Source organism: Bacteroides sp. 43_46 (assembly GCF_001915455.1).
GTDB lineage: Bacteria > Bacteroidota > Bacteroidia > Bacteroidales > Bacteroidaceae > Bacteroides > Bacteroides caccae.
In genome coordinates, this window is record NZ_MNQN01000103.1 from 1 (window position 1) to 21,106 (window position 21,106).

The 21,106-nt window shown below is 35.0% G+C and carries 20 protein-coding genes; 6 read left to right on the forward strand and 14 right to left on the reverse strand.

Annotated elements, in window-relative coordinates; translation table 11 throughout:
* Positions 1 to 321: 321 nt before the first annotated feature.
* The 14 genes from BHV72_RS09135 to BHV72_RS09200 form a co-directional block, all read right to left on the reverse strand.
* Positions 322 to 1,218, reverse strand: a complete 897-nt coding sequence (locus tag BHV72_RS09135) for an alpha-1,2-fucosyltransferase (protein ID WP_149921780.1) — start codon at positions 1,216 to 1,218, stop codon at positions 322 to 324.
* Positions 1,215 to 2,147: an endonuclease/exonuclease/phosphatase family protein gene (locus BHV72_RS09140; protein WP_149921781.1), complete on the reverse strand. Its 933-nt coding sequence runs from the start codon at positions 2,145 to 2,147 to the stop codon at positions 1,215 to 1,217. The genes BHV72_RS09135 and BHV72_RS09140 overlap by 4 nt, the downstream gene beginning before the upstream one ends.
* 608 nt (positions 2,148 to 2,755) lie before the next feature.
* Entirely contained in the window at positions 2,756 to 3,751 is a 996-nt protein-coding gene (locus tag BHV72_RS09145; protein WP_055256834.1) for an acyltransferase family protein, read from the reverse strand.
* A complete protein-coding gene (locus BHV72_RS09150) occupies positions 3,751 to 5,076 on the reverse strand; it encodes an O-antigen polymerase (RefSeq protein WP_149921782.1) in 1,326 nt (441 codons plus the stop codon). Before BHV72_RS09150 ends, BHV72_RS09145 begins: the two co-directional genes overlap by 1 nt.
* A gap of 6 nt (positions 5,077 to 5,082) precedes the next feature.
* Positions 5,083 to 6,168 carry a glycosyltransferase gene (locus tag BHV72_RS09155; RefSeq protein ID WP_149921783.1) on the reverse strand — a complete coding sequence of 362 codons (1,086 nt, stop codon included), beginning with the start codon at positions 6,166 to 6,168 and terminating at the stop codon, positions 5,083 to 5,085.
* Positions 6,169 to 6,174: 6 nt separating this feature from the next.
* Entirely contained in the window at positions 6,175 to 7,437 is a 1,263-nt protein-coding gene (locus tag BHV72_RS09160; RefSeq protein ID WP_149921784.1) for an oligosaccharide flippase family protein, read from the reverse strand.
* 2 nt (positions 7,438 to 7,439) lie between these two features.
* Complete coding sequence (locus tag BHV72_RS09165) at positions 7,440 to 8,513, reverse strand: acyltransferase family protein (RefSeq protein ID WP_149921785.1); 1,074 nt, start codon at positions 8,511 to 8,513, stop codon at positions 7,440 to 7,442.
* Positions 8,514 to 8,521: 8 nt separating this feature from the next.
* Positions 8,522 to 9,436: a glycosyltransferase gene (locus BHV72_RS09170; RefSeq protein WP_005680965.1), complete on the reverse strand. Its 915-nt coding sequence runs from the start codon at positions 9,434 to 9,436 to the stop codon at positions 8,522 to 8,524.
* Positions 9,437 to 9,607: 171 nt separating this feature from the next.
* On the reverse strand, positions 9,608 to 9,802 hold the full coding sequence (locus tag BHV72_RS09175) for a transposase domain-containing protein (protein WP_149921786.1): 195 nt from the start codon (positions 9,800 to 9,802) through the stop codon (positions 9,608 to 9,610).
* A 167-nt stretch (positions 9,803 to 9,969) separates the two neighbouring features.
* Positions 9,970 to 12,390, reverse strand: coding sequence for a GumC family protein (locus BHV72_RS09180; protein ID WP_149921787.1), 2,421 nt, complete (start codon positions 12,388 to 12,390; stop codon positions 9,970 to 9,972).
* Positions 12,391 to 12,399: 9 nt separating this feature from the next.
* A complete protein-coding gene (locus BHV72_RS09185; RefSeq protein ID WP_240049999.1) occupies positions 12,400 to 13,230 on the reverse strand; it encodes a polysaccharide biosynthesis/export family protein in 831 nt (276 codons plus the stop codon).
* A 16-nt stretch (positions 13,231 to 13,246) separates the two neighbouring features.
* Positions 13,247 to 15,172 carry a polysaccharide biosynthesis protein gene (locus BHV72_RS09190; protein ID WP_215714700.1) on the reverse strand — a complete coding sequence of 642 codons (1,926 nt, stop codon included), beginning with the start codon at positions 15,170 to 15,172 and terminating at the stop codon, positions 13,247 to 13,249.
* Positions 15,173 to 15,219: 47 nt separating this feature from the next.
* Positions 15,220 to 15,792: a UpxY family transcription antiterminator gene (locus BHV72_RS09195; RefSeq protein ID WP_005680959.1), complete on the reverse strand. Its 573-nt coding sequence runs from the start codon at positions 15,790 to 15,792 to the stop codon at positions 15,220 to 15,222.
* A gap of 352 nt (positions 15,793 to 16,144) precedes the next feature.
* Positions 16,145 to 17,089 carry a tyrosine-type DNA invertase cluster 3b gene (locus BHV72_RS09200; RefSeq protein ID WP_270553937.1) on the reverse strand — a complete coding sequence of 315 codons (945 nt, stop codon included), beginning with the start codon at positions 17,087 to 17,089 and terminating at the stop codon, positions 16,145 to 16,147.
* Between the two features lie 140 nt (positions 17,090 to 17,229).
* Between BHV72_RS09200 and BHV72_RS09205 the strand changes: the two genes are divergently transcribed.
* The 6 genes from BHV72_RS09205 to BHV72_RS09230 all read left to right on the forward strand — a co-directional run bounded on the left by BHV72_RS09205 (position 17,230) and on the right by BHV72_RS09230 (position 21,100).
* Positions 17,230 to 17,631 carry a DUF4119 family protein gene (locus tag BHV72_RS09205; protein ID WP_122295185.1) on the forward strand — a complete coding sequence of 134 codons (402 nt, stop codon included), beginning with the start codon at positions 17,230 to 17,232 and terminating at the stop codon, positions 17,629 to 17,631.
* A gap of 224 nt (positions 17,632 to 17,855) precedes the next feature.
* Positions 17,856 to 18,200: an SH3 beta-barrel fold-containing protein gene (locus BHV72_RS09210; RefSeq protein ID WP_022042017.1), complete on the forward strand. Its 345-nt coding sequence runs from the start codon at positions 17,856 to 17,858 to the stop codon at positions 18,198 to 18,200.
* A 23-nt stretch (positions 18,201 to 18,223) separates the two neighbouring features.
* Entirely contained in the window at positions 18,224 to 19,003 is a 780-nt protein-coding gene (locus BHV72_RS09215) for a DUF4373 domain-containing protein (protein ID WP_258974035.1), read from the forward strand.
* A gap of 105 nt (positions 19,004 to 19,108) precedes the next feature.
* Positions 19,109 to 20,050 carry an aspartate carbamoyltransferase gene (pyrB, locus tag BHV72_RS09220; protein WP_005676067.1) on the forward strand — a complete coding sequence of 314 codons (942 nt, stop codon included), beginning with the start codon at positions 19,109 to 19,111 and terminating at the stop codon, positions 20,048 to 20,050.
* Positions 20,047 to 20,508 carry an aspartate carbamoyltransferase regulatory subunit gene (gene pyrI / locus BHV72_RS09225; protein WP_005676068.1) on the forward strand — a complete coding sequence of 154 codons (462 nt, stop codon included), beginning with the start codon at positions 20,047 to 20,049 and terminating at the stop codon, positions 20,506 to 20,508. Before pyrB ends, pyrI begins: the two co-directional genes overlap by 4 nt.
* Before the next feature lie 22 nt (positions 20,509 to 20,530).
* Complete coding sequence (locus tag BHV72_RS09230; protein ID WP_005680940.1) at positions 20,531 to 21,100, forward strand: flavin reductase family protein; 570 nt, start codon at positions 20,531 to 20,533, stop codon at positions 21,098 to 21,100.
* The last annotated feature ends 6 nt before the right edge of the window (positions 21,101 to 21,106 follow it).

Sequence of the window (21,106 nt, forward strand, 5' to 3'; positions counted from 1 at the left end):
CGGATAAATCCGTACTTGTGTCATTTACTAACTCGTTATCAATCAACTATTTTTCCTAATCACAAAAGTTGTGTCCGAAAAAAGGGTGTGCCAATAATGTTACACAATTATCAATTTTTACCCCCCCCACACACTGAATATAGCAATCCGAATTAAGAGACACATCATACCCTAATTCTAACCTTTTAATATTACCAATAGTAGGTATTCCATTAATTTGTAAAGATCTCCCCCATAGTATTGGGCGAAATAGTTTGTAGGATTCACGCCTTAATTTATTTAGAATTCTTAAAAACATAATTATAGTCAAGTTAGAGATTATTATATAATCAACCAAGATTTTTCTAGGAAATACTCGTTTGAATATTCACCTTTTGGAGCGACAACAATGCTTCCATTTTTGTCTTTTCGTAACCAATTACCCCACCAACTAAATGTACTTGGAGACATAATGCCATGCTCACAAAATGAAATAGAAAACAAATCAACTAACGCAGCATCAGAACCTGTATTCTCGACAAACAACGAATTGTCTAATTTATTACTAAAAGTGTCTTTACACCAAGTAATATCGTCAGAAAAGAAACAAAAAAGAGGATTCTTTACTTTTTCTTTAATGATTTTGATAGCACTTAAATAATAATCAACATCACCAATTACGTTACCTCCTTTAAGAGAATTTCGATTTATGTTATTGAGATAATCACCTCGTCTAATATGAACAGCGACTGTATTTGAAGAGTCTATTGACTTTCTCCAATCAAATACTTTTTTTAAAATAATATCAGACGGAGAAAATATTTCTAATAATTCTTCTCGAAAAGGTTTAAAATATTTCGAAGTCTGCCAATATCCATCATAGAAATTAGTACTGTCTATAAAATAAGGTATAATACTGTAATATCTATGTAATTTTTCCATGAATAAAAAATTTTTATTTATCAAAGGAAGATTAACTCCTGTATTATATCTTATTACATGACTAATATATTTATTTTCAAATGGTTTAACCCAAATAGGCCTATTGATAATTTCCAATTTAATATTAGGAAAATCACTTACATCAATTATATGCCTTCTAGTAACATATTTAGGTTGATTTAAAAAGAAATCAACATCAAAAAAAAGTTTATCACCTTTTTCCTTAGAAAGTGCATAACCAAATGCATATTGAAACATCTGGTTACAAAGTCCACCCCATAACTTAACTATAATCATTTTTTTATACGAAATGTAGAAATTAACAAACTATGATCAGAAAAATTTTCTTTTTGAACTTCAGAATATAAACATTTAAAATGATCTGAATATAAAATATGATCTAAGCGAAATTTAAGTAAATTAAAATCACTATATGTAATTCCAAAACCAAATCCTCCGAACCACCATGAGTCACGAAGATTTTTATTTTCTAAAGTAGACAAACAATTGCTACCGCATACATCATTAAAGTCTCCACCTACTATAAATGGAACATCTGAATTTATTGCCTTGGATATTAATAACGATTGGTTTGATCTAATTACTTTAGCTTGTTGTAACTTTGAGTAATATATTTTTGGCTTGATAAAAAAAACTAATTTAGTCTTAGAAGCTTGTAGAAGTTGTCCAATATTATTTGACTCTAAGTGACAATTAACAATACTGATTGGTAAACTATTATAATCAATACAGTAAAAATTTATAAGTTCATTCTTGCTAATATTAGACACAGACTTAATAGGATATTTACTAAAAATAGCATTCTGTCCATAACTTCTAGTTCCCACAGTGTAATGGAAATGGGGATATAGACATAAAAGACTATCTCTTAAAATAGCACATCTGTTAGTATCATATTCTTGGAAGAGAATAACATCAGAGTCTATCTTTTTTATCACTTCAAATAAAATATGAGGATTATATCTGCTAGTATCCAAATAAGCTCCCTGAGAGTGAATATTGTAACTAAGTATTCTGAATCTGTTGCCAGAATCACTTTGAGAATGAAAATTTATAGCATAAATTTTAAAATACCAATTAAATAGTAAAACTACTATCATTAATACAGACGCAACTTTCCATTTCTTTTTAAAACACAATATTACAATAACTATTATTGAGAGGCACAGCAATACTGGTAAACTCAGAAGAATAAAATATTGCATTACTAATTAACGTTTTCCATTCATAATACTCCAGCATCTAGGGAAAATCGTTCAATAAATTGGGCAGATAAAACACAAACGATATAAGCTAAAATAACCACTGTGAAATATTTAACAATCTCGTAATTAAAGAGCATAGACAAAGTAGGGTCATAAACCATTCCTGTTAATGTAATTACTGGAGCATGCATACAATATACAAAAAAAGAATAATGCATGAATCTAATATCTGGTATGTTATTTTTAATGATAAACCGAATGACAACACAACAAATGCAGAGAAAAATTATTGCAAGAAATTGGAATGATGAATGATTAAATCTTTTTGCAATACATATTATCATGTTTTTGTTTAGCATAGCTCCTAATAAATATAAAGGCATTCAATAAAGAAAACTTCTTTGACTGACAATATTTAAAGATGTTAAGCATATTAATACTATAAAGATATCGCTCGATAGATACTTAAACCGTAAGAAAATGGGAAAAAGCTACCATTATAACGAACTATACTAATAAATCCATGATGAAAAACTATCAGTAACGATAGTAGAAAATTAATTTGAGGCAATATTGCCAAAAAACGCTTTTCAGAAATGTCTAACATATTATTTATTTCTTTTACCTACTAACTGCGGTAGAAATTTATTAAAAACTAATGCAATACAAGAACAAACCAGAATACTATAAATCAACTTGATAATAACTAAAATCCATGTCTCTGGAGTAATAAATCCCAACTTAGATAATATAATATCGAAAGGTCTGAGTGTATCATAGTGAAAAACATAAAACACAATTGTATTCTGTCCAATAAAACTGATAATAGAAGGGAAATGTATGATATGTTTAAATACGTGAAAGATTGCAAGATTACCAGTTATTATTAATGAAAAACACATCGGTATAGAAAAAAAGAAATTTTTATGAACATCCATTGGAATTATCCCATAACAAGAAATGGGGAGGGGTAAAATATTTAATATTGTCGTTAACATTATACTAATATAGAACAAAGTACAAACTGAAGAGGTTTTTTTAATATCAACATTTTTAATATCAACATTTTTAATTAAAAGCCCTATTAATAAGAATAACTGGCATATAAATGCTGTACTTATATTAAGATTGTCAAAAAAAGAGTAGTCCTTAAGAATAAAGCCTATCATTAAAAGAATAATAGAATATATAGAAATAAGTTTTAAACTTTTCTTTGATAACTTCAGATTGTAAAAAAATAAAATCTCGGCTATAATGCAACAAGGGAAATACCATAAATTTGAGCCTGTAAAAAGATTTGATGAATATTCTAAAAAATATTCAAACGACCTATTGATTAAAGCATTAATAGATCCTTTTAAAAAGGCCAAACAAAGCCAAGGAAAAACAAGATATTTAAATAATTTAGTATAGAATAATTTCTGATTCCCTTCACAATCATTAAATACATATCCTGTTATCGAAAAAAACAAAGGAATCATTATTGGTGCTGTAATTAAACTGAACAACCATTGTGAATTGATTCCATTGCTAATATGCCAAGTCATTACAATCAACATAGCTAAAGCTCTAAGACCGTCTATCCATTCTTTTCGAGAGTTCATTATTTTAAAGTATTAAGTCGATTAAAATTTGGATATAAGAATTTTACTAACACCAAAGGCCAGAAGTTCAAAGCGAGTACGGTTTCCATATTAACGAATGACAACATTAGAATATTGGCAAAAAAGAACACATAGGTAGATTCTGCTCTTTTAGATTTCAAAATTACCATTTTTTCAAAGATATGTTGAGCATAATAACCATATAAAAAAGAAAGTAAAACAATACCAATAATACCACCATCACAATAAAATTGGAAAAAACAAGTGGCAAATGAATTATAATTCTTTTCGGGAGATATACGAAGAAGATGTGAATGTAAAAACTCTAAGTAGGTATTAGCATCATTCAACACGCTAGGAGAATCCATACCTAAAAATTTAAGTATGCCAAAAAATGGTGCGAAAAAACCTCTTAAAGCACTGAAACCAAAAGTGTAATCATCTATTCCGGCCCTATGAATGCTACTACCAAAAAACTGAACACTTGCTCCGTAATATTGAGTAAGAGTTTGGAGGAAACTTGAATTATCTTGTCCATCAGCTGCAATACTACGCTGACTTGACACAAAAATAAATAAGGAAATAAACAATGGTACTAAAAGTAAAGCATATTTTCTAGATTTATGGAATTTTATAAGTAAATCAGATGAAAAATACCTAAAATCCTTTCTATGCATATAGACACATAGAATAATCATTAGTACAAATACAGTTAAATATGTACGTCTTGCATCAAGAGCAACACACAAAAGAGCTAAAGAAATAGCAACAATAAGATATTTATTTTTATAAGTACTAAAAAATTCAACAAGAGAAACTGGAACTAACAAATATAATAACGGATATCCAATATAGCTTTCTAACAATAATTGAGAACTATTTTTAGTTAACTCATTTGTTGCACCATCAGTTGCAGCTGCTGCAACTACATATACATCACCAATAGTACCCCCTGACAAAACAAACATCAATATATTGATAATACTTACTGAAAGTACAGAAAGACATATAAAGAGCATACTCCAATATATCTTTGTTTTTAATAGATCACTAGTATTAATAGGCTTACCGGTACGATAAAAAGCAAATTTTGTAGAGTACTTTTTATTAGCTACTGTACCAAAAATAAATGATAAAACTCCTAGAGAAATTAGCAAATAAGCTTCTGTTGAAGCTTGGTACATACCATACCAACCCGATGTAGCAAAAATAAAAATTATAACGAATAAAAAAGTAAAAGATACAGCAGGACTAAAGAATGTTTTGTCCCTGCTATATAACGATAATCCTATAATTAGAAAAAAGAAAATACAGAAATAACTCATATATTCCTAAGAAAAGAAATTAATATACTTTTTAATAATGGTTTCTATACTATAACGACTAGATGTAAGTTCAACAATTTTGGATTCGTCAAATTTGGTCCCGAGAAATTCATGTAAACCATTTTGGAAATCTTCTTTATTTGTAAAATCACATGCCAGCCCGTTTGAACCATTTATAATAATTTCATTTATTCCACCCTTACATGAATTAGAAAAAACAGGCTTTCCTAAAGAGTTTGCTTCTAAAACAATATTTGGAAAACCTTCATATCTTGAACTCAATAGAAGAGCATCAGCATATCTAATGTAAGAAGAAACATTCTTTCGATATCCAATAAACCTAACATAATCAGATAATCCTTTGCTAATTACCAATTGCTTCAAATCATTTTCTAGCTCACCAGAACCAAGAATCAATAGATTAAAATTTAGATTTGATTTCATCTCTGACATTCTTTCTATGATTATATCATATCCCTTTTGATAAGCTAATCTTCCTGCAGCAATAAAAGTATAAATATGTTTGTCTAATAATTCTTGAGGGCAATCTCCAACACTATTATTTACTGAATTAATGTCAACTGGATTATTAATCACCATCATCTTATCTTTGTCACATCTCCAATTTGTAGAAAGGTCGTCAAACATATCTTTTGATTGAGCTATGATATAATCATACTTACGATATGCAATACGGTTAATTATTGTTCTTAATCTAGATTCACTGGCATGAAATAATGACGGGATTATTGTATCTCTGAGTAATATCTTTATTCCAAATAAATGAAAAACAAAATTTATTAGACTTAACCATAATAATTGGTGAAAACCAAAAAGGCAAAAATCAGCTTTGCTATTTAATACATTATTAAGAATTTTATAAAACGATGACCATAACTTACCTTGAACTTCCAAGCAAGAAACCTCAACATCGTCATCCAACATGCTTTTAGAGTCCTCGGAAATATTTCTAAAGAACAGAAGTTTAACCCTTACCTTATTAGATTTGGTAAGGTTGTTTGCAAGATATGTAATAAAACGACTTGTACCATCTCTACCTAGAGTACTTGCAACAATCAATAATGTAACCATATATTGTTAAATGATTTCTTTGTTAATAATAAACCTCATCTTCCAAACCCTGTAAATTAGTTCTGAAGAATAAGATACTAATGAAATTGTAATGAAAGTCATAATTGTATTCATATTGCCAGTTAGAAAAGCAAGCAATAAACATATAACGTAGACTGATGTCGTAACTAAAATACTATAAAACATATATCGATTATAGCCAAATGCCACGAAAAGATTATTAGATATGACATAACTTACTGATAAAATTAAAGGACCAATTAGAAACAGACGTATCGGCAACAAATCACACTCTTCATGCAAGAAAAAAAGAATAATTTCATGTAAGAAAATATTTATAATGATAACAATTACACCTGTAAGTATAAAACTAAAAACAATAATTTTCTTAAATTGTATTATACTCCTATTTTTTGCAAGTCTTGGGAACATAACTGTACATATGAGCATATATGGTTTTGCCACGATACCATGAAGTTTTAAACCTAGATCATAAATAACAACATCTGACATGCCAACAAAAGTACCAACTAGTAAATAACTTAATTTGTCTTTTATTGCGCATATTATATCTGTTGCAAAAATTGAGGATGAGTCCTTAATATACAAAATTGAAGACTTAAGATTAGGACAGACTAATTTAATCTTCATTTTGAAGACAATTAGATAAAGTGAGATAAATCCGCCTACGAAATAACCAAAAGAATAGATTATGGGAACTAAAAAAGCATCTTCTTGCTTCTTGACAACAACAAAAATCAACATTACCATTACAACTTTTGTAGTTACATTAACAATAGTGATAATTTTCATCCTCTCCAATCCCTGAAAAAAAAACTGGGGAAACAATAAATCGTTCGTACAGAAGGCATATGTCAATATAAAAATCAAAAATTTACTTCTGTATGATGGAACAATATATGCAACAAAGGAATATATAAAAAAGAAAATTATGAAAATGACAAGTCTTACAAACAAAACATTACTCAAAATCTCTGATAACTTGGCTTTATTATCTCTATTAATAGAAACGTGTTTTGCACAAACAAAATTTGAACCAAAATCAATAAAGAGAGAAGCATAACTAGCCAACATCTGGGCAGTTAATACAATACCATATATTTCCTTACCTAGAACATCTACCAAATAAGGATATGTAATTAAAGGATATAATAATAGAAATACTTGTAAAAATGCAAGATATGAAAAATTCTCTATTAATACCTTGTGAGACTTACTTCTTTTTACTATATTTTTTAACCTACTCATGATTATCTTCCAGAAAAAATGCTTCTTAATAATTCATTCCTATGAATAACATAGCTTAAAAAAACTCCTCCTATAATTATAATTGTAATTGTCAAAAGATAAGTAAGCAACTCACAACCTAGTAAAGAAGAGAATATATTGATAAACAATTGAGGCAAAAGCAATGTCAATAAACCATGATATGCATAAATTATAAAACTAGAATCGCTTAATAAATCAGGAACTAATTTACCTTTATATTTAGAAGCAAGATAATATGAAATACCAATTACCGAAGATATTTTAAATATAGATAAATACTTATATAAATGAATATGTAACAATTGAAAACAATAATGATCACAAATAATAGATGTAATACATACAAGCAAAGAAAGAAATAAAATCCTTTTACATATTTGCATAAAATTAATTCTTTCTATAGCGAAATATACACCTAAATCAAACCAAAATAAAGACTCAATAACAGGACTTTGAAAGTAATAATTTAGACAGAAAAGAATAGCTGGCAAGAAAATTTTGAGTCTCTTTATTCCATAATAAAATAATGGGGTTGATACAACCATAACTATTAAATTTCTAATAAACCATAATGGGCCATCAATTGGTTTAATAAAAACTTCATACACAAATGAGAACCAAGAAAAATCATTATCGAAGAGTTTAGATTCGTCTCTTAATACAATATTGTCAGGCCCTATTAATATATATAAAAGAAAGTATAATAAACACCAACACAAATAAGGAATAAATAGCGATTTGACTCTAGTAACAAGCTTATTCTTATATACCGACAATGTAAATTCCTTAATATTGTAGAAAAATAAAAAGCCACTAATAATAAAAAAAATAGGAACAGCCGAATACGCTAAATAGCGAGAAAAAAACCAGGATATACTTGTATAAATTGGTGCATTTTGCTCGATATCTAAAATTCCTAACCTATAAATTGGTTTTGCTAATAAATCAGAATGTAGTATTACAACTAATACACATAGTGGGAAGCGAATAAAAGATATTGTTCTGGACAACAGTTTATTCTCTTCTTCATTATATAAATATATACTATCTTTCATTACAAGAATTACAAACAATTAAAAAGTATCCTGTATCTAATACACAAATCTTTAACAAAATTTCCTGTACAATATGAAGGAGAGAAGAAAAGGAAAAGACGAGAAATAATATTCGTTCTATAATTTGCGATATTTCTAGCAATTTTATATTTATCTGATAAAGTATTTTCAAAAGATACTTGTAAAAGTTGAATTGCTAAAAATTCAAAATCATGACCTAAATTGCCCTTAAAAGGTCGGTATAATCTTGATCTCAATAAGCCTAAACCTGTAGTTTTATGACCACTGAGATTTGAGTTGTGCTGACGATATTGTATATGAGCTGAACTATCGTAAAAAACATTCCCCATAAAAGAACAAATAATATAAATCCAATTATCATGAAAACTTTTATTGTTGACCTTACAATAAATTGAAAGTGCACTCTGATTAAAAACACATGTACACCCATAAGTGAATATTTGAACTAGTGATAGTTTATTATCAATATCCACTTCTTTCTCATTATAAAAATCTCTAATATAACTTAGAGTATCGTCAACCATTCTTAAATTTGAAAAATACAAATTAGGTACTAAGTGATCAAACTTTTCTAAAGATTGTATTGCAATAGACAATTTATCGTTATCCCAAACATCATCCTGATCGCAAAATGCATAATAATCTGTTAAATCCTGTTGTAATGAATATTGGCACAACTTGTTAAAACTTTCTTCTGCTCCACAATTATCTTCAAAAAGCAATTGAATATTAGAATATGTTTGTGCATAATTTCTTAAGATTTGACGCGTACCATCACTTGACCCATCATCTCTCACTATAATTTTCATATCAACACCTACCTGTGATATCAGACTATCTAACTGTTTACTTAGATATTTCTGACCATTATAGGTTGAAACAAGTACTGTAACTGTTTTCATTTCGATTATTATTCAAAATGGACGAGTTTCTACTCCAAGAGCAATTAATTGATTTATTACTCTTGAATGTGTGGAAAAGAGTAGAAAACTCGTAAGCACTCACTGTATAGCTATAATACCTTTGACGGTATTGTAACCCATATTGAGTTATATTTTTGATTAATAATTAAGTTATTTGATAATATTCATTGGCAGAAGTGCTATGTAATCGGTTTCGCCGGATATTAATTTTCGTAAAACATCCGCAATATATTTAACACGACGAAGCCCGTTTATCTTACAATAATTCACGATTGAAATACCATTCTTAGCTCCAACTCTTTGATACCGTTCAAAGAGATCCTTAAAATCCATACTACTTGCCATATTCCTTTTTTTAAAATTGTGGAACAAAGGTAAAGAGACAAGATGAGGAAAACTAAAAAGGTATTGAGTGCTTACATAGCAGTGTCGCTATGCTCAGCCCCACATAGCCCGTACCGGCTACGGCGACCTTAATGTTTTTAAAATCACGCATATTTTGTTTGATTTAATTATTTTTTACCTCCATGCTTCTCTCCATATCCGTAACCATAACCGTAACGTTTTCCATAACCATAATACTTGCCATATTTTCCATAGCCATAGTAATAACCATACTTCCTACTGTTCAGATCCAAACCATTGACAGCAATACAGAGATTAGGCAATTTGTTATTTTCAGCCAATTCATTAATCAAAGTAAACTCTGCCTTATGGGTATAATCAGCACGACATACATATACGGATAAATCTGCGACACGTCCTATAAGTAAAGTATCGGTTACCATACCCACCGGCGCTGTATCCAATATCACATAATCAAAATTCGCCTTTAATGTTTCAATAGCTTTCTCTAACCCTCCACGAGCCAATAATTCTGTCGGATTAGGTGGAACTGTACCACCGGGAAGAATAAACAGATTCTTGTTTATATCAGAAGGCTGCACAAAATCCATTAAATTCGCAGTTGTGTTTGTCAGATATTGAGTAATACCATGTTCCTTTTTAGGTATATTGAAGACTTTATTCAACCCCGGTTTACGAATATCCAGTCCTACTATCACCACTTTCTTCCCTAATAAAGAAAGACTAATTGCTAAATTAGCAGATATGAAAGACTTACCTTCACCACTGATAGTAGAAGTTACCAGAATTACATTCTTACCATTCTCAAGCATAAACTGGAGATTAGTACGGACATTCCGGAAAGTCTCACTCATCAGATTATTCTGATTCTCAAATACCGCTATAGAACCAGTCTTTTCATCTGCTAACGGAATATCACCAACAACAGGAAGTGAAGTCAATTTCTCAACGTCAGCACGACCTTCAATCTTGAATTTTGTCAAACCTATCAGATAAATAACTCCTACCGGAAGTCCCACACCTAAGACTAAAGCAACCAAATAAACTATCGTCTTCTTGGGAGAAATCGGATTGTCATCTGCTAACGCTTCATCAATAATCTTCGCGTTATTGGCAGTAGCCGCCAAAGTGATGGCATTCTCCTCACGTTTTTGAAGCAACATCAGATACAACCCCGATTTAATCTCTTGCTGGCGGGCAATGCTCACAAATTGGCGTTCCTGAGTGGGCGCATCATTGATACGGCGGGAATAACGGCTTGCTTCACGAGCCAGATCTTCTTTGGTAATCTGCAATCCTTTCAATGTAGCATCTAAGGTAGCTTGCACATTGGTTCTCATTGCACGAATACTGGTATCCAGATTGATTATGGTCGGATTATTCTCCGTCGAAGTACGCAACAGACGTTTCCTTTCAACCAGCATTTGATTATAACGGTCTATCGCACCGGCTGATGCTGCATCCTGTAAGCCGATATTACTCGGTAATACTTCATATTCATTACCTTTCATATAGCGTTGCAAGTCCATCACCAGATTTATCTGAGTCTGATTTTCCACGCGTTTCTTTTCATATTCTGCATTGCCTGTCAAGGCTATCTGTGCTTCACTGCTCAAATCAGTAATCCCCGCACTACGTTTGAAGTTCTCCAAATCCTGTTCTGTACTGCCTAATTCTTTAGAAATAATACCAATACGTTCGTCAATAAATTCAGCAGTTTTCTGAGCCACCTCATTCTTGTCATTATTGGCATTGATATTATACATTTCAAGCAGTTTATTGATATAATCTCTACCACGCCGGGTATTTGTATTTTCCAATGAAATAACAACTACAGAAGTAGTCTTTGAAGTGGGGGCTATTGACAAAGAGTTAACATATCCTTTCGACACAGAAAAAGGCCTGTTAATGAAAGCTGTGATATGACGTTCTTTGGTTATATTTTCCGGACGAACTGCTGACAAGGTATCGTTATTTGCGAAAAAAGCAACCGTACCCTCATCTGTCGGAAATACAGCAGGCAATTTATCAAACTGTTTCCGGTACTCTTTTTCGCCTACTGTAATTTGTACCCCCAACGCACCCGTTGGTTGAAGAATCATATTTATTTCCATTCTACCCGGAAGTTTATCCGCTTCCTGATGAGTCAGACTCACTAAAACAGGAGATGTATGATAAAGCTCTTTGCTTGGAAATTCGTCTTCATCCATATAAGTCACGAACAGTCCCAGATTGTTTACCACCTCTCTGGCCAAAGACTTTGAACGAAGTACTTCGATTTCATTATCTACATTGTTAGATGAAGAGACGAAACCATCCAATCCCATCTTTTCTAATTCGGAAGACATATTTGCACCACCACCTTTCTTTTCGTCCTTAATAAGGACAGTGGCAGTAATATTATATATAGGTGTTGTCAGACGTAGGTATCCCCATGCACAAGCAATACAAATAATTATCGATACTACAAACCAAGGCCAATGAATCAGATAACGGAAAAGAAGTTCCTGAATATTAACCTGTTCTTCAGACTGTTCCCCTAATTTATCTTTTCTTTCATCAATCATACAATGCTATTATCTGAAAATTGTTACTAATAAACTTGCCAATGACACTAAAATAGAGGTAGCGGAGAGCCAGAGGCTTGTACTGCTACCAATATCCGAGTTGCGTGCTTTTGCCTTGTTCGGAGTCACATAAACGATATCGTTCTGCTGCAACCAATAATAGGGAGAAAGAATGGTCTCCGCACTGTTCAAATCCAGTGTTATAATTTCCTGTTTGCCATCAGCACTTTCACGAATCAGCTTTACATTGTCGCGAACTCCCCAAACCGTCATGTCACCCGCCATAGCAAGCGCTTCCAACAAATTCACTTTCTCGTTACTGATAGTAAAAGTTCCCGGACGGGCAACCTCACCCAATACGGAGATTTTATAGTTTACCATACGGACAGTGACTATCGGCGTTTCTTTGATATAAGGTTTCAGTTTCTCCACAATCAGTTGCTCCGCCTCTTTCTTGGTCAAGCCACCTACCCTCAACTCACCTAGTACCGGAAAATTTATTTTTCCATCGTTATCTACGAGATATTGCTGCAATATCGGTTGGGAGGTTGTACTGGTTATAGCTACATTATTTTGAGTAGCTACCGTGAGGTTAAACGGAACAGCCAATTCCGGGCTGGTACATGACACTACAATAGTAAGCAGATCTTTAGGCATTATCTTTGCATCATATAGATTTTCCTGTTGAGTGGTCTGTTCTACAACTTTTGCATCTTGTAAATAAGGAACTTTCTTATACGACTGGCAGGAAGCGAACAGCAATATCGCAACTAAACAGGGAAATCCCCCCCTCCCCTTTCTACTTACTCTACTTGCACAAATACAAAACAAATTATACATAAATTTCTCAAGTTTATTATTCTTTATCCAGTACCTCAAATTTCGAATTCTTCGATTTGAACTCCGGAACAACTTTTTTCATCAATCTGACCGTGTCCATAATCCGCACAGCACGGGACAACTTCTCAAACTCCGCATATATATCAAGAATATCAGCATATTCATACCGACGTACTTTAGCTATCATAATTTTTTTATTCTCGGTAGGAATCGTATTTTCTTTATCACTCAGCACTTCTTCATAGAGTTTCTCACCCGGTCGCAAGCCAGTAAATTCAATCTTTATATCTTCATCCGGGCGATAACCCGCCAATTCAATCATACGGGTAGCCAAGTCGACAATCTTAACGGCCTTGCCCATTTCAAAGACAAAGATTTCATTACCCTCTCCCATTGTAACAGCCTCCATAACCAAACGACAAGCTTCGGGAATCGTCATAAAAAAACGAATAATATCAGGGTGAGTCACTGTGACAGGACCACCGTTCTCAATCTGTTCCTTGAAGCGCGGGATTACAGAACCGTTACTGCCTAATACGTTTCCAAAACGTGTAGTAATGAATTTAGTATGTCCTTTTATCTTTCCCTCACGGATAGCACACCCCAAGCTCTGTACATAGATTTCCGCCAAACGTTTGGAACATCCCATCACATTAGTCGGGTTCACAGCTTTGTCGGTAGAAACCATTATCATTTTTTCTGCACCATACTCCACTGCCATATCGGCGACCTGACGCGAACCCGTGACATTGACAAGTACAGCTTCGCAAGGATTTTCTTCCATTAAAGGAACATGTTTATAAGCAGCGGCGTGGAAGACAATTTGAGGATGATAAAGTTCGAATACCATACGCACACGTTCTTTCACACGTACATCACCAATCACCGGAACAAAATCGATAGCAGGATAATTTTTCTCAAATTCCAAACGGACATTATGCAAAGGAGTCTCTGCAGAGTCAAACATGATGAGTTTTTGAATACCCATTTGCACCAATTGACGGCAAAGCTCGCTACCGATACTACCTGCAGCACCGGTCACTAATACAACTTTTCCTCTGAATTCTTCTGCGACCTGACTAAGGTTTATATTGATTTCAGCACGTCCCAATAAATCTTCAATTTTAATAGGACGTATCCACTGATGAAAGTTCCCGTCAGAATCCGCTTCACTGATAGTAGGAGCAATAAAAGTCTTGACAGCATTACTTTTACAATACTCTAAAAGGCGGTTCTCCTCCAGACGGGTATCTTCATAACAGGAAAACAGAATACCATGAATACCATGTTTTTTTATGACACGATTAAAGTCTTCTTCTGTTTCAAAATAATAGATAGGAAGGTCTGTCAGACGACGTCTACTGTTGTTTTTACCGTAAGTGTAGAAACCTGCAACTTTATAATGTGCACTGTCGCGGAGACGGAATTTTAAGGCCACACTCTTTTCGTCAATACCATAAATAAGAATGCGGGTATTCTTCTTATTCACCCAATCCAGCAACAGGTCATAGACAATTATCAGTGATACACGGAAGGCTGTCAGTGTCGCCAAAGTCAATAAACCATCAAACAAGAGATAAGATATCCTATAATTATCCGGCAATTCAGTCTCATAAATAACCCAATAAGAAATAGCCACCAGACAGGCTACCTTGAATAGGACGGCACACATGACACGCCAAAGTTCGCGTGCCTGTGAAAAACGAATTGTATTACGATAAGTGTGGAATATTAATGCCCCTGCAACACTTGACACTAAAGAGACGCAAATAAATTTGCAAAGCATCCAGTCACTTATCGGAACATGTGCCATATAGTGAATTACGGCATAAGCGACCAATGAACATAAAACAGACAGTGCCGTATCAATACCTAAAATAACCCAATAGCTGAAATAGTTTTTACGAGCATATTGTACTATGCCCTTCAATGTTTTTTCCATTGTAGTATAAATGAATAAAATAATGTATCAGAAATACAAGTACATATTCAAAATCTAACCGGTTCTACATACCCTACCGGCATATCAGCACAAGCACATCCTAACATATTAAGCCTAACAGCTATCTTGCTTTTGCCGTCTACTGTAACAAGTTCACCCACAAGTCCGGTTAAAGGACCTTTAATGACGCGAACTTTTTCACCACGCGCCAAGGGAGCACTGTTCATGGAAATGACATCTTTTGAATAATCAAGCATAAATCGGAAACGAGCCATCTGCTCATCAGGAATGATAGTCGGACTGCTCTCACCTCGCATTACCATATACCGACTTACTGTAGAAAAGGAAAGAACTTCTTTACGTTCTTTTGCATCAACGTGTACGAATACCATCATTGGAAGCAATACAGACTCGACCATCTTGCGTCGGTCACTCCATTGATGAAGTTCCTGCTGAACCGGAACGAAATTCTCAATCCCCATTTTATTTAAACGCTCGGCTACTTTCTTCTCGTGATGCATGCGAACCAAAGCGACATACCAACGTTTTGAGTATGCTACGCCTTCCCCTGTCCCATTACTAGGCCCAGCATTTGCTGATTTTTGTTTCGTTAAAATCATATTTTTTTACCCCATGTATATCTGTTACTTCTTAGGTAACAGGCAGTATATACACAAGACACACACAACAATGAAAAAGGGAAATTACACTGATATACAGGGTGTAAAAGAAGGGGGCCTGATATTCAACGAGAAGATTTCTTGATTTCGGGCAATAAAAAATCATTGAGCATGAAAAAAGAGATTTCATGTTCAAATACTTTTTTGCCCTATGTTTCAGATAAAACGAAAAAAAATGGGAAAATATTTGTTTACTATCTTAAAATATGTCTATCTTTGCGTCAAATTTAATTCTGTTACCTAAGAAGTAACAGATATACTTTAATTCTGATTATTAACTCATTACATCTTTTTATTTACCTACATAACAATTCTTTATGTAAGATAAATTTCCTTTATTTACCTCTGTACGTTCTTTAAGCTCGAAGCCTTTCAGGTAGATTTGTGTGGTTTTTATAGATTTGTGTCCCAATGATTCACTAATCATTTCAATCGGCACTCCGCGATATTTGGCTGTCGTTGCCCAAGAATGACGGAGCGTGTAGGAAGTGACAGGAGAATTCAAACGGAGAGCCCGAGCCAGATCCTTCAAACAATTATTAAATCGACGAAGAGCACTCTGGTATTCACGGTAAGCTCCTTCATCCTTACGTTTCTTATCACCGGACAGGATATCAAACAGATAGTCCGGACAATCAGGGCGGGAAGGCTGACTGTTGCGAAGCCGGTGAATCATCTCCTTCGCGGTATCCAGCACTTCCACACTGATCGGGGTTTTCGTCTTGATACGGTTGTACCGCAACACGTTCCGGTCCAAAGCTGACTTTTCCAGATGTGCCAAGTCGGCAAACGACATTCCGCAAAACTGGAACATCAGAGCGGCAATAGCCTGTGTATGGCGTAAACGTTCCGATTGGGGATCTTCATAAAGCAGCTTCCGCAACTCGGCAACAGGAAGGGCCTTCTTCTGACGAACATCCACACCCGTATAGACATCGTGAAACAGGCGGGGGATGTAAGGAGCACTACCCGCTTCCACTCCCCGGTTGTAGATACTGCGAAGCATACGCATATACGTGGAAACGGTGTTGGGCTTCAACCCACATTCATAAAGATACTGTCCGTAACGTCGTAAACGTTCCCGGGTTACTTGCCTGAACGACACATTGAACGTGCCGCAGAACAGGCTGAAAGAAAGGAGGGCATTTTTGTAGACATGCGCCGTAGAATAACGCCCTTCCTTTCGCAAACGACCGATGTAGATCTCTCCACACCGGCTAAATCCATTTTTACTCATCATTTGCATCACTAGTTATTTTATAATATATACCATTTGGCATGCAGCAAAAAAACAAATCTTTTTGCAGGTTCGTTGCACGCTTGCCAAAGTATAATTTATTATTTAAATTATTTAACCATTGCAAAAATTAGCAAACTATGGCAAAGAAAAAAACAAATCAACAAGAGAAAAAAGTACAAGTAAAAAAGAAGGTCCAAAAACGGAAAAAGAACACTAGAAGACATGTGAAAGGGGAAATCATCAGTTGGGAGGAACTCGAAAACAGGACAGGATTAACCGGAGATGAAACGGAACTTCTCACTGTTTATTTGCACAAATTCGAAAGAGGGGAAGTACACGTCAGATGCTCTAAAAAACTAAAAGACTTAGCTGAATATATCTACGAAACGGAGAGCTTATATATAGCTAAACATGGCGGGTTTAAATTGTTAGAAATTAGCAGTATAGAAACAAAGTTATGTAACATCAGGCAAGAGGAACGAGAACGAAAAGAAGAGGAAGAAAAACAAGTAAAAAAGAGAGTAGAGAATAAGCGTTGACAAAAATAATTGTGCAGAAGAAACAAAAGATATACTTTCGCAGCCGTTTCTAGCCGACTAAAGACAACGTATATCTATCTTCAAAAATAGTGACGCTATAACAATTAAACAGTATCACTATAATGAAAGGATAGCGACCCTATAATAATCATATACAGTCACTATCCTGAAGGGGAGATTTTATTCGTAAAAAAACAAATATTAAAAAAAACAGAAGAAAAAAGATGAAAAGAAAAATAGACAAAAGTAAGTTAGAAGCCTGCAAGTTAGTATGGAAAAAACGTATTGCCGCCGAAAAGGGTATTTCGGAAAAATGCGCAGAAAAAACTGTGCAAAGCTGTATAGAGCTTATTGAACGAATGTTATATGGAAATGCCATGATTGCTTTCCATAAGCAAGACGGCACATTCTGTATGGAACAAGGAACCTTGGTTGGATATGAAAAAGATTTTCACCGGGAGTTCAAGATCACTTCCCGACAGATGTCTGTGGTCTACTGGAGTATGGAGCAACACGCGTGGAGACGGTTTATGATCGGAAACCTGTTGGAATGGAAAGCGATTGTATAACATTTAATAAAAAATATTGAACTATGAGTATGATTAATAAAGGAATCCCCTATTTCCCCACACCTGCAAATTTTTTCGACGAAGAAATAATGGAACTGTTAGAAGCTAAATTCGGAATCTTATCCTCTTATATTGTCATGAGACTACTCTGCAAAATCTATAAAGAAGGGTATTATATTTCTTGGGGAAAAGAACAGAGTCTTATCTTCGTCCGTAAAGTAGGCGGAGGTATTAAAGAGGAAGTAATGGAGAAAATTATAGAGTTACTGCTGGAAAAGGAATTTTTCAATAAAGATATTTATGAGAAATATGGGGTCCTGACCTCAGAGCAGATTCAGAAAGTCTGGCTGGAAGCTACTGTACGAAGAAAGATTGATTTCTCTAAATTACCTTATTTGTTGGAAGTCCGGCCAGGAAATGGTAAACAAAAAGGAGGCACGAATAAAAAAGATGCAGACATTTTTAAAACTGACGCGGAGGTGAATCCGGAAAATGAGGACATTTCCGGACAAACTAAACCAAACCAAAATAAACTATCTTCTGAGGAGGAAGAAACAAGTAATGCTTCGTTTGAAATTCCGGGGTATGCTTACAATCAGACTACACACAACGTAACCGGACTGCTGGAAAGCCTGGAACGCCATAAAGTGACGGATCTGAAAGAAAAGCAGGCAATTATGAAGTTGTCGGATTACGGTAGAAAAGGCACGCAGATATGGAGGCTGTTCAGCAATACGACGTGGGGCAAGATCGGGGCACCGGGAAAGTATATCATTGCCGCATTGACCAACAAGCAGAAATAAACGCCGAATGATAAAAAAAGGTACGAAAAAATCTGTGCTATTCACAAATTCTTCGTACCTTTACGCTCCGGTAAAACAAGTTCTATCCACATAAAATATAACAAAATGGAAAACAGAAGTTTAGTAACCATTGCCGAACATTCTAAAGAAAAAATCCTCTACATGCTCGAAATGGCGAAGCAGTTTGAAATGAACCCCAACCGCCGGTTATTGCAAGGAAAGGTAGTAGCAACCCTGTTCTTCGAACCTTCCACCCGCACCCGCCTGAGTTTTGAAACAGCCGCCAATCGTCTAGGAGCACGTGTGATCGGATTCTCCGACCCCAAAGCTACCAGCTCGTCAAAGGGGGAAACACTAAAAGACACGATTATGATGGTGAGCAATTATGCAGATATTATCGTCATGCGTCACTATCTGGAAGGAGCTGCCCGCTATGCAAGTGAAGTCGCTCCTGTGCCCATTGTCAATGCCGGAGACGGAGCGAACCAACATCCGTCACAGACAATGCTCGATCTATACTCTATCTACAAAACGCAAGGCACGCTGGAAAACCTGAATATTTTCCTGGTAGGTGACTTGAAATACGGGCGTACCGTGCACTCCCTGTTAATGGCAATGCGTCACTTCAACCCCACTTTCCACTTCATCGCTCCCGATGAACTGAAAATGCCGGAAGAATACAAACTCTATTGTAAAACGCACCAGATAAAATATGTGGAACACACGGATTTCAGCGAAGAAATCATTGCAGATGCAGATATCCTGTATATGACCCGTGTGCAACGTGAACGCTTCACCGACCTAATGGAATATGAACGGGTGAAAAACGTTTATATCCTGCGCAACAAGATGTTGGAAAATACCCGCCCGAACCTGCGCATTCTGCATCCGCTACCCCGTGTCAACGAGATTGCATATGATGTGGACGATAACCCGAAGGCATATTATTTCCAACAGGCACAAAATGGTCTGTATGCCCGTGAAGCCATTCTTTGCGACGTATTAGGTATCACATTAGAGGACGTTAAAAACGATATTTTATTATGAGCGAAAATAAACAAGCATTGCAAGTAGCCGCCCTGAAAAACGGGACAGTGATTGACCATATCCCTTCTGAAAAGCTCTTTACCGTAGTGCAACTGCTCGGCGTGGAGCAAATGACAAGCAATATCACTATCGGTTTCAACCTCGACAGCAAGAAGCTGGGAAAGAAGGGGATTATCAAGATCGCGGACAAGTTTTTCTGCGATGAAGAAATCAACCGTATTTCGGTTGTGGCTCCGAATGTGAAACTGAACATTATCCGCGACTACGAGGTAGTGGAAAAGAAAGAAGTAAGAATGCCGGATGAACTTCGCGGAATCGTGAAATGCGCGAACCCGAAATGTATCACGAACAATGAGCCAATGGCTACGTTATTCCATGTGACAGACAAGGATAATTGCATCGTAAAATGCCATTATTGCGAGAAGGAACAGAAACGTGAGGAAATCACCATTCTTTAATTTTCATTTTTCCAATAAAGAAGTGAAACAGGACTGGAAACCAGGAACGATGATTTATCCGCTGCCGGCTGTGCTGGTCAGTTGCGGAAAAGAAGAAAGTGAATATAATATTATCACTGTAGCATGGACGGGTACGATTTGCACAAACCCGCCCATGTGCTATATATCCGTACGCCCGGAACGACATTCTTATGAGATTATCAAGCGGAATATGGAGTTTGTCATTAATCTGACGACAAAAGACATGGCTTTCGCCACCGACTGGTGCGGAGTTCGTTCAGGACGCGATTATCATAAGTTTGACGAGATGAAGCTAACCCCGGGGCAGTGCACCGTAGTCAGTGCGCCTTTGATTGAGGAATCTCCCCTCTGCATCGAATGCCGCGTAAAAGAGATCGTATCTCTCGGTTCGCATGATATGTTTATAGCAGATGTAGTAAATGTACGTGCCGACGACCGGAATCTGAATCCTGAGACTGGGAAGCTCGAACTGGCGGAAGCTAATCCTCTGGTATATGTTCACGGAGGATACTATGGTCTGGGAGAAAAAATCGGAAAATTCGGTTGGAGTGTTGAAAAGAAAAAATCATAAAGACAA

What these genes read in the sequence shown, in the direction of transcription:
- BHV72_RS09180 (WP_149921787.1), bottom strand. Translation starts at nt 12,390, where the DNA reads ATGATTGATGAAAGAAAAGATAAATTAGGGGAACAGTCTGAAGAACAG.
- pyrB (WP_005676067.1), top strand. Translation starts at nt 19,109, where the DNA reads ATGGAAAACAGAAGTTTAGTAACCATTGCCGAACATTCTAAAGAAAAA.
- BHV72_RS09210 (WP_022042017.1), top strand. Translation starts at nt 17,856, where the DNA reads ATGAAAAGAAAAATAGACAAAAGTAAGTTAGAAGCCTGCAAGTTAGTA.
- BHV72_RS09140 (WP_149921781.1), bottom strand. Translation starts at nt 2,147, where the DNA reads ATGCAATATTTTATTCTTCTGAGTTTACCAGTATTGCTGTGCCTCTCA.
- BHV72_RS09145 (WP_055256834.1), bottom strand. Translation starts at nt 3,751, where the DNA reads ATGAACTCTCGAAAAGAATGGATAGACGGTCTTAGAGCTTTAGCTATG.
- BHV72_RS09160 (WP_149921784.1), bottom strand. Translation starts at nt 7,437, where the DNA reads ATGAGTAGGTTAAAAAATATAGTAAAAAGAAGTAAGTCTCACAAGGTA.
- BHV72_RS09185 (WP_240049999.1), bottom strand. Translation starts at nt 13,230, where the DNA reads ATGTATAATTTGTTTTGTATTTGTGCAAGTAGAGTAAGTAGAAAGGGG.
- BHV72_RS09165 (WP_149921785.1), bottom strand. Translation starts at nt 8,513, where the DNA reads ATGAAAGATAGTATATATTTATATAATGAAGAAGAGAATAAACTGTTG.
- BHV72_RS09150 (WP_149921782.1), bottom strand. Translation starts at nt 5,076, where the DNA reads ATGAGTTATTTCTGTATTTTCTTTTTTCTAATTATAGGATTATCGTTA.
- BHV72_RS09170 (WP_005680965.1), bottom strand. Translation starts at nt 9,436, where the DNA reads ATGAAAACAGTTACAGTACTTGTTTCAACCTATAATGGTCAGAAATAT.
- pyrI (WP_005676068.1), top strand. Translation starts at nt 20,047, where the DNA reads ATGAGCGAAAATAAACAAGCATTGCAAGTAGCCGCCCTGAAAAACGGG.
- BHV72_RS09175 (WP_149921786.1), bottom strand. Translation starts at nt 9,802, where the DNA reads ATGGCAAGTAGTATGGATTTTAAGGATCTCTTTGAACGGTATCAAAGA.
- BHV72_RS09135 (WP_149921780.1), bottom strand. Translation starts at nt 1,218, where the DNA reads ATGATTATAGTTAAGTTATGGGGTGGACTTTGTAACCAGATGTTTCAA.
- BHV72_RS09205 (WP_122295185.1), top strand. Translation starts at nt 17,230, where the DNA reads ATGGCAAAGAAAAAAACAAATCAACAAGAGAAAAAAGTACAAGTAAAA.
- BHV72_RS09190 (WP_215714700.1), bottom strand. Translation starts at nt 15,172, where the DNA reads ATGGAAAAAACATTGAAGGGCATAGTACAATATGCTCGTAAAAACTAT.
- BHV72_RS09215 (WP_258974035.1), top strand. Translation starts at nt 18,224, where the DNA reads ATGAGTATGATTAATAAAGGAATCCCCTATTTCCCCACACCTGCAAAT.
- BHV72_RS09155 (WP_149921783.1), bottom strand. Translation starts at nt 6,168, where the DNA reads ATGGTTACATTATTGATTGTTGCAAGTACTCTAGGTAGAGATGGTACA.
- BHV72_RS09195 (WP_005680959.1), bottom strand. Translation starts at nt 15,792, where the DNA reads ATGATTTTAACGAAACAAAAATCAGCAAATGCTGGGCCTAGTAATGGG.
- BHV72_RS09200 (WP_270553937.1), bottom strand. Translation starts at nt 17,089, where the DNA reads ATGAGTAAAAATGGATTTAGCCGGTGTGGAGAGATCTACATCGGTCGT.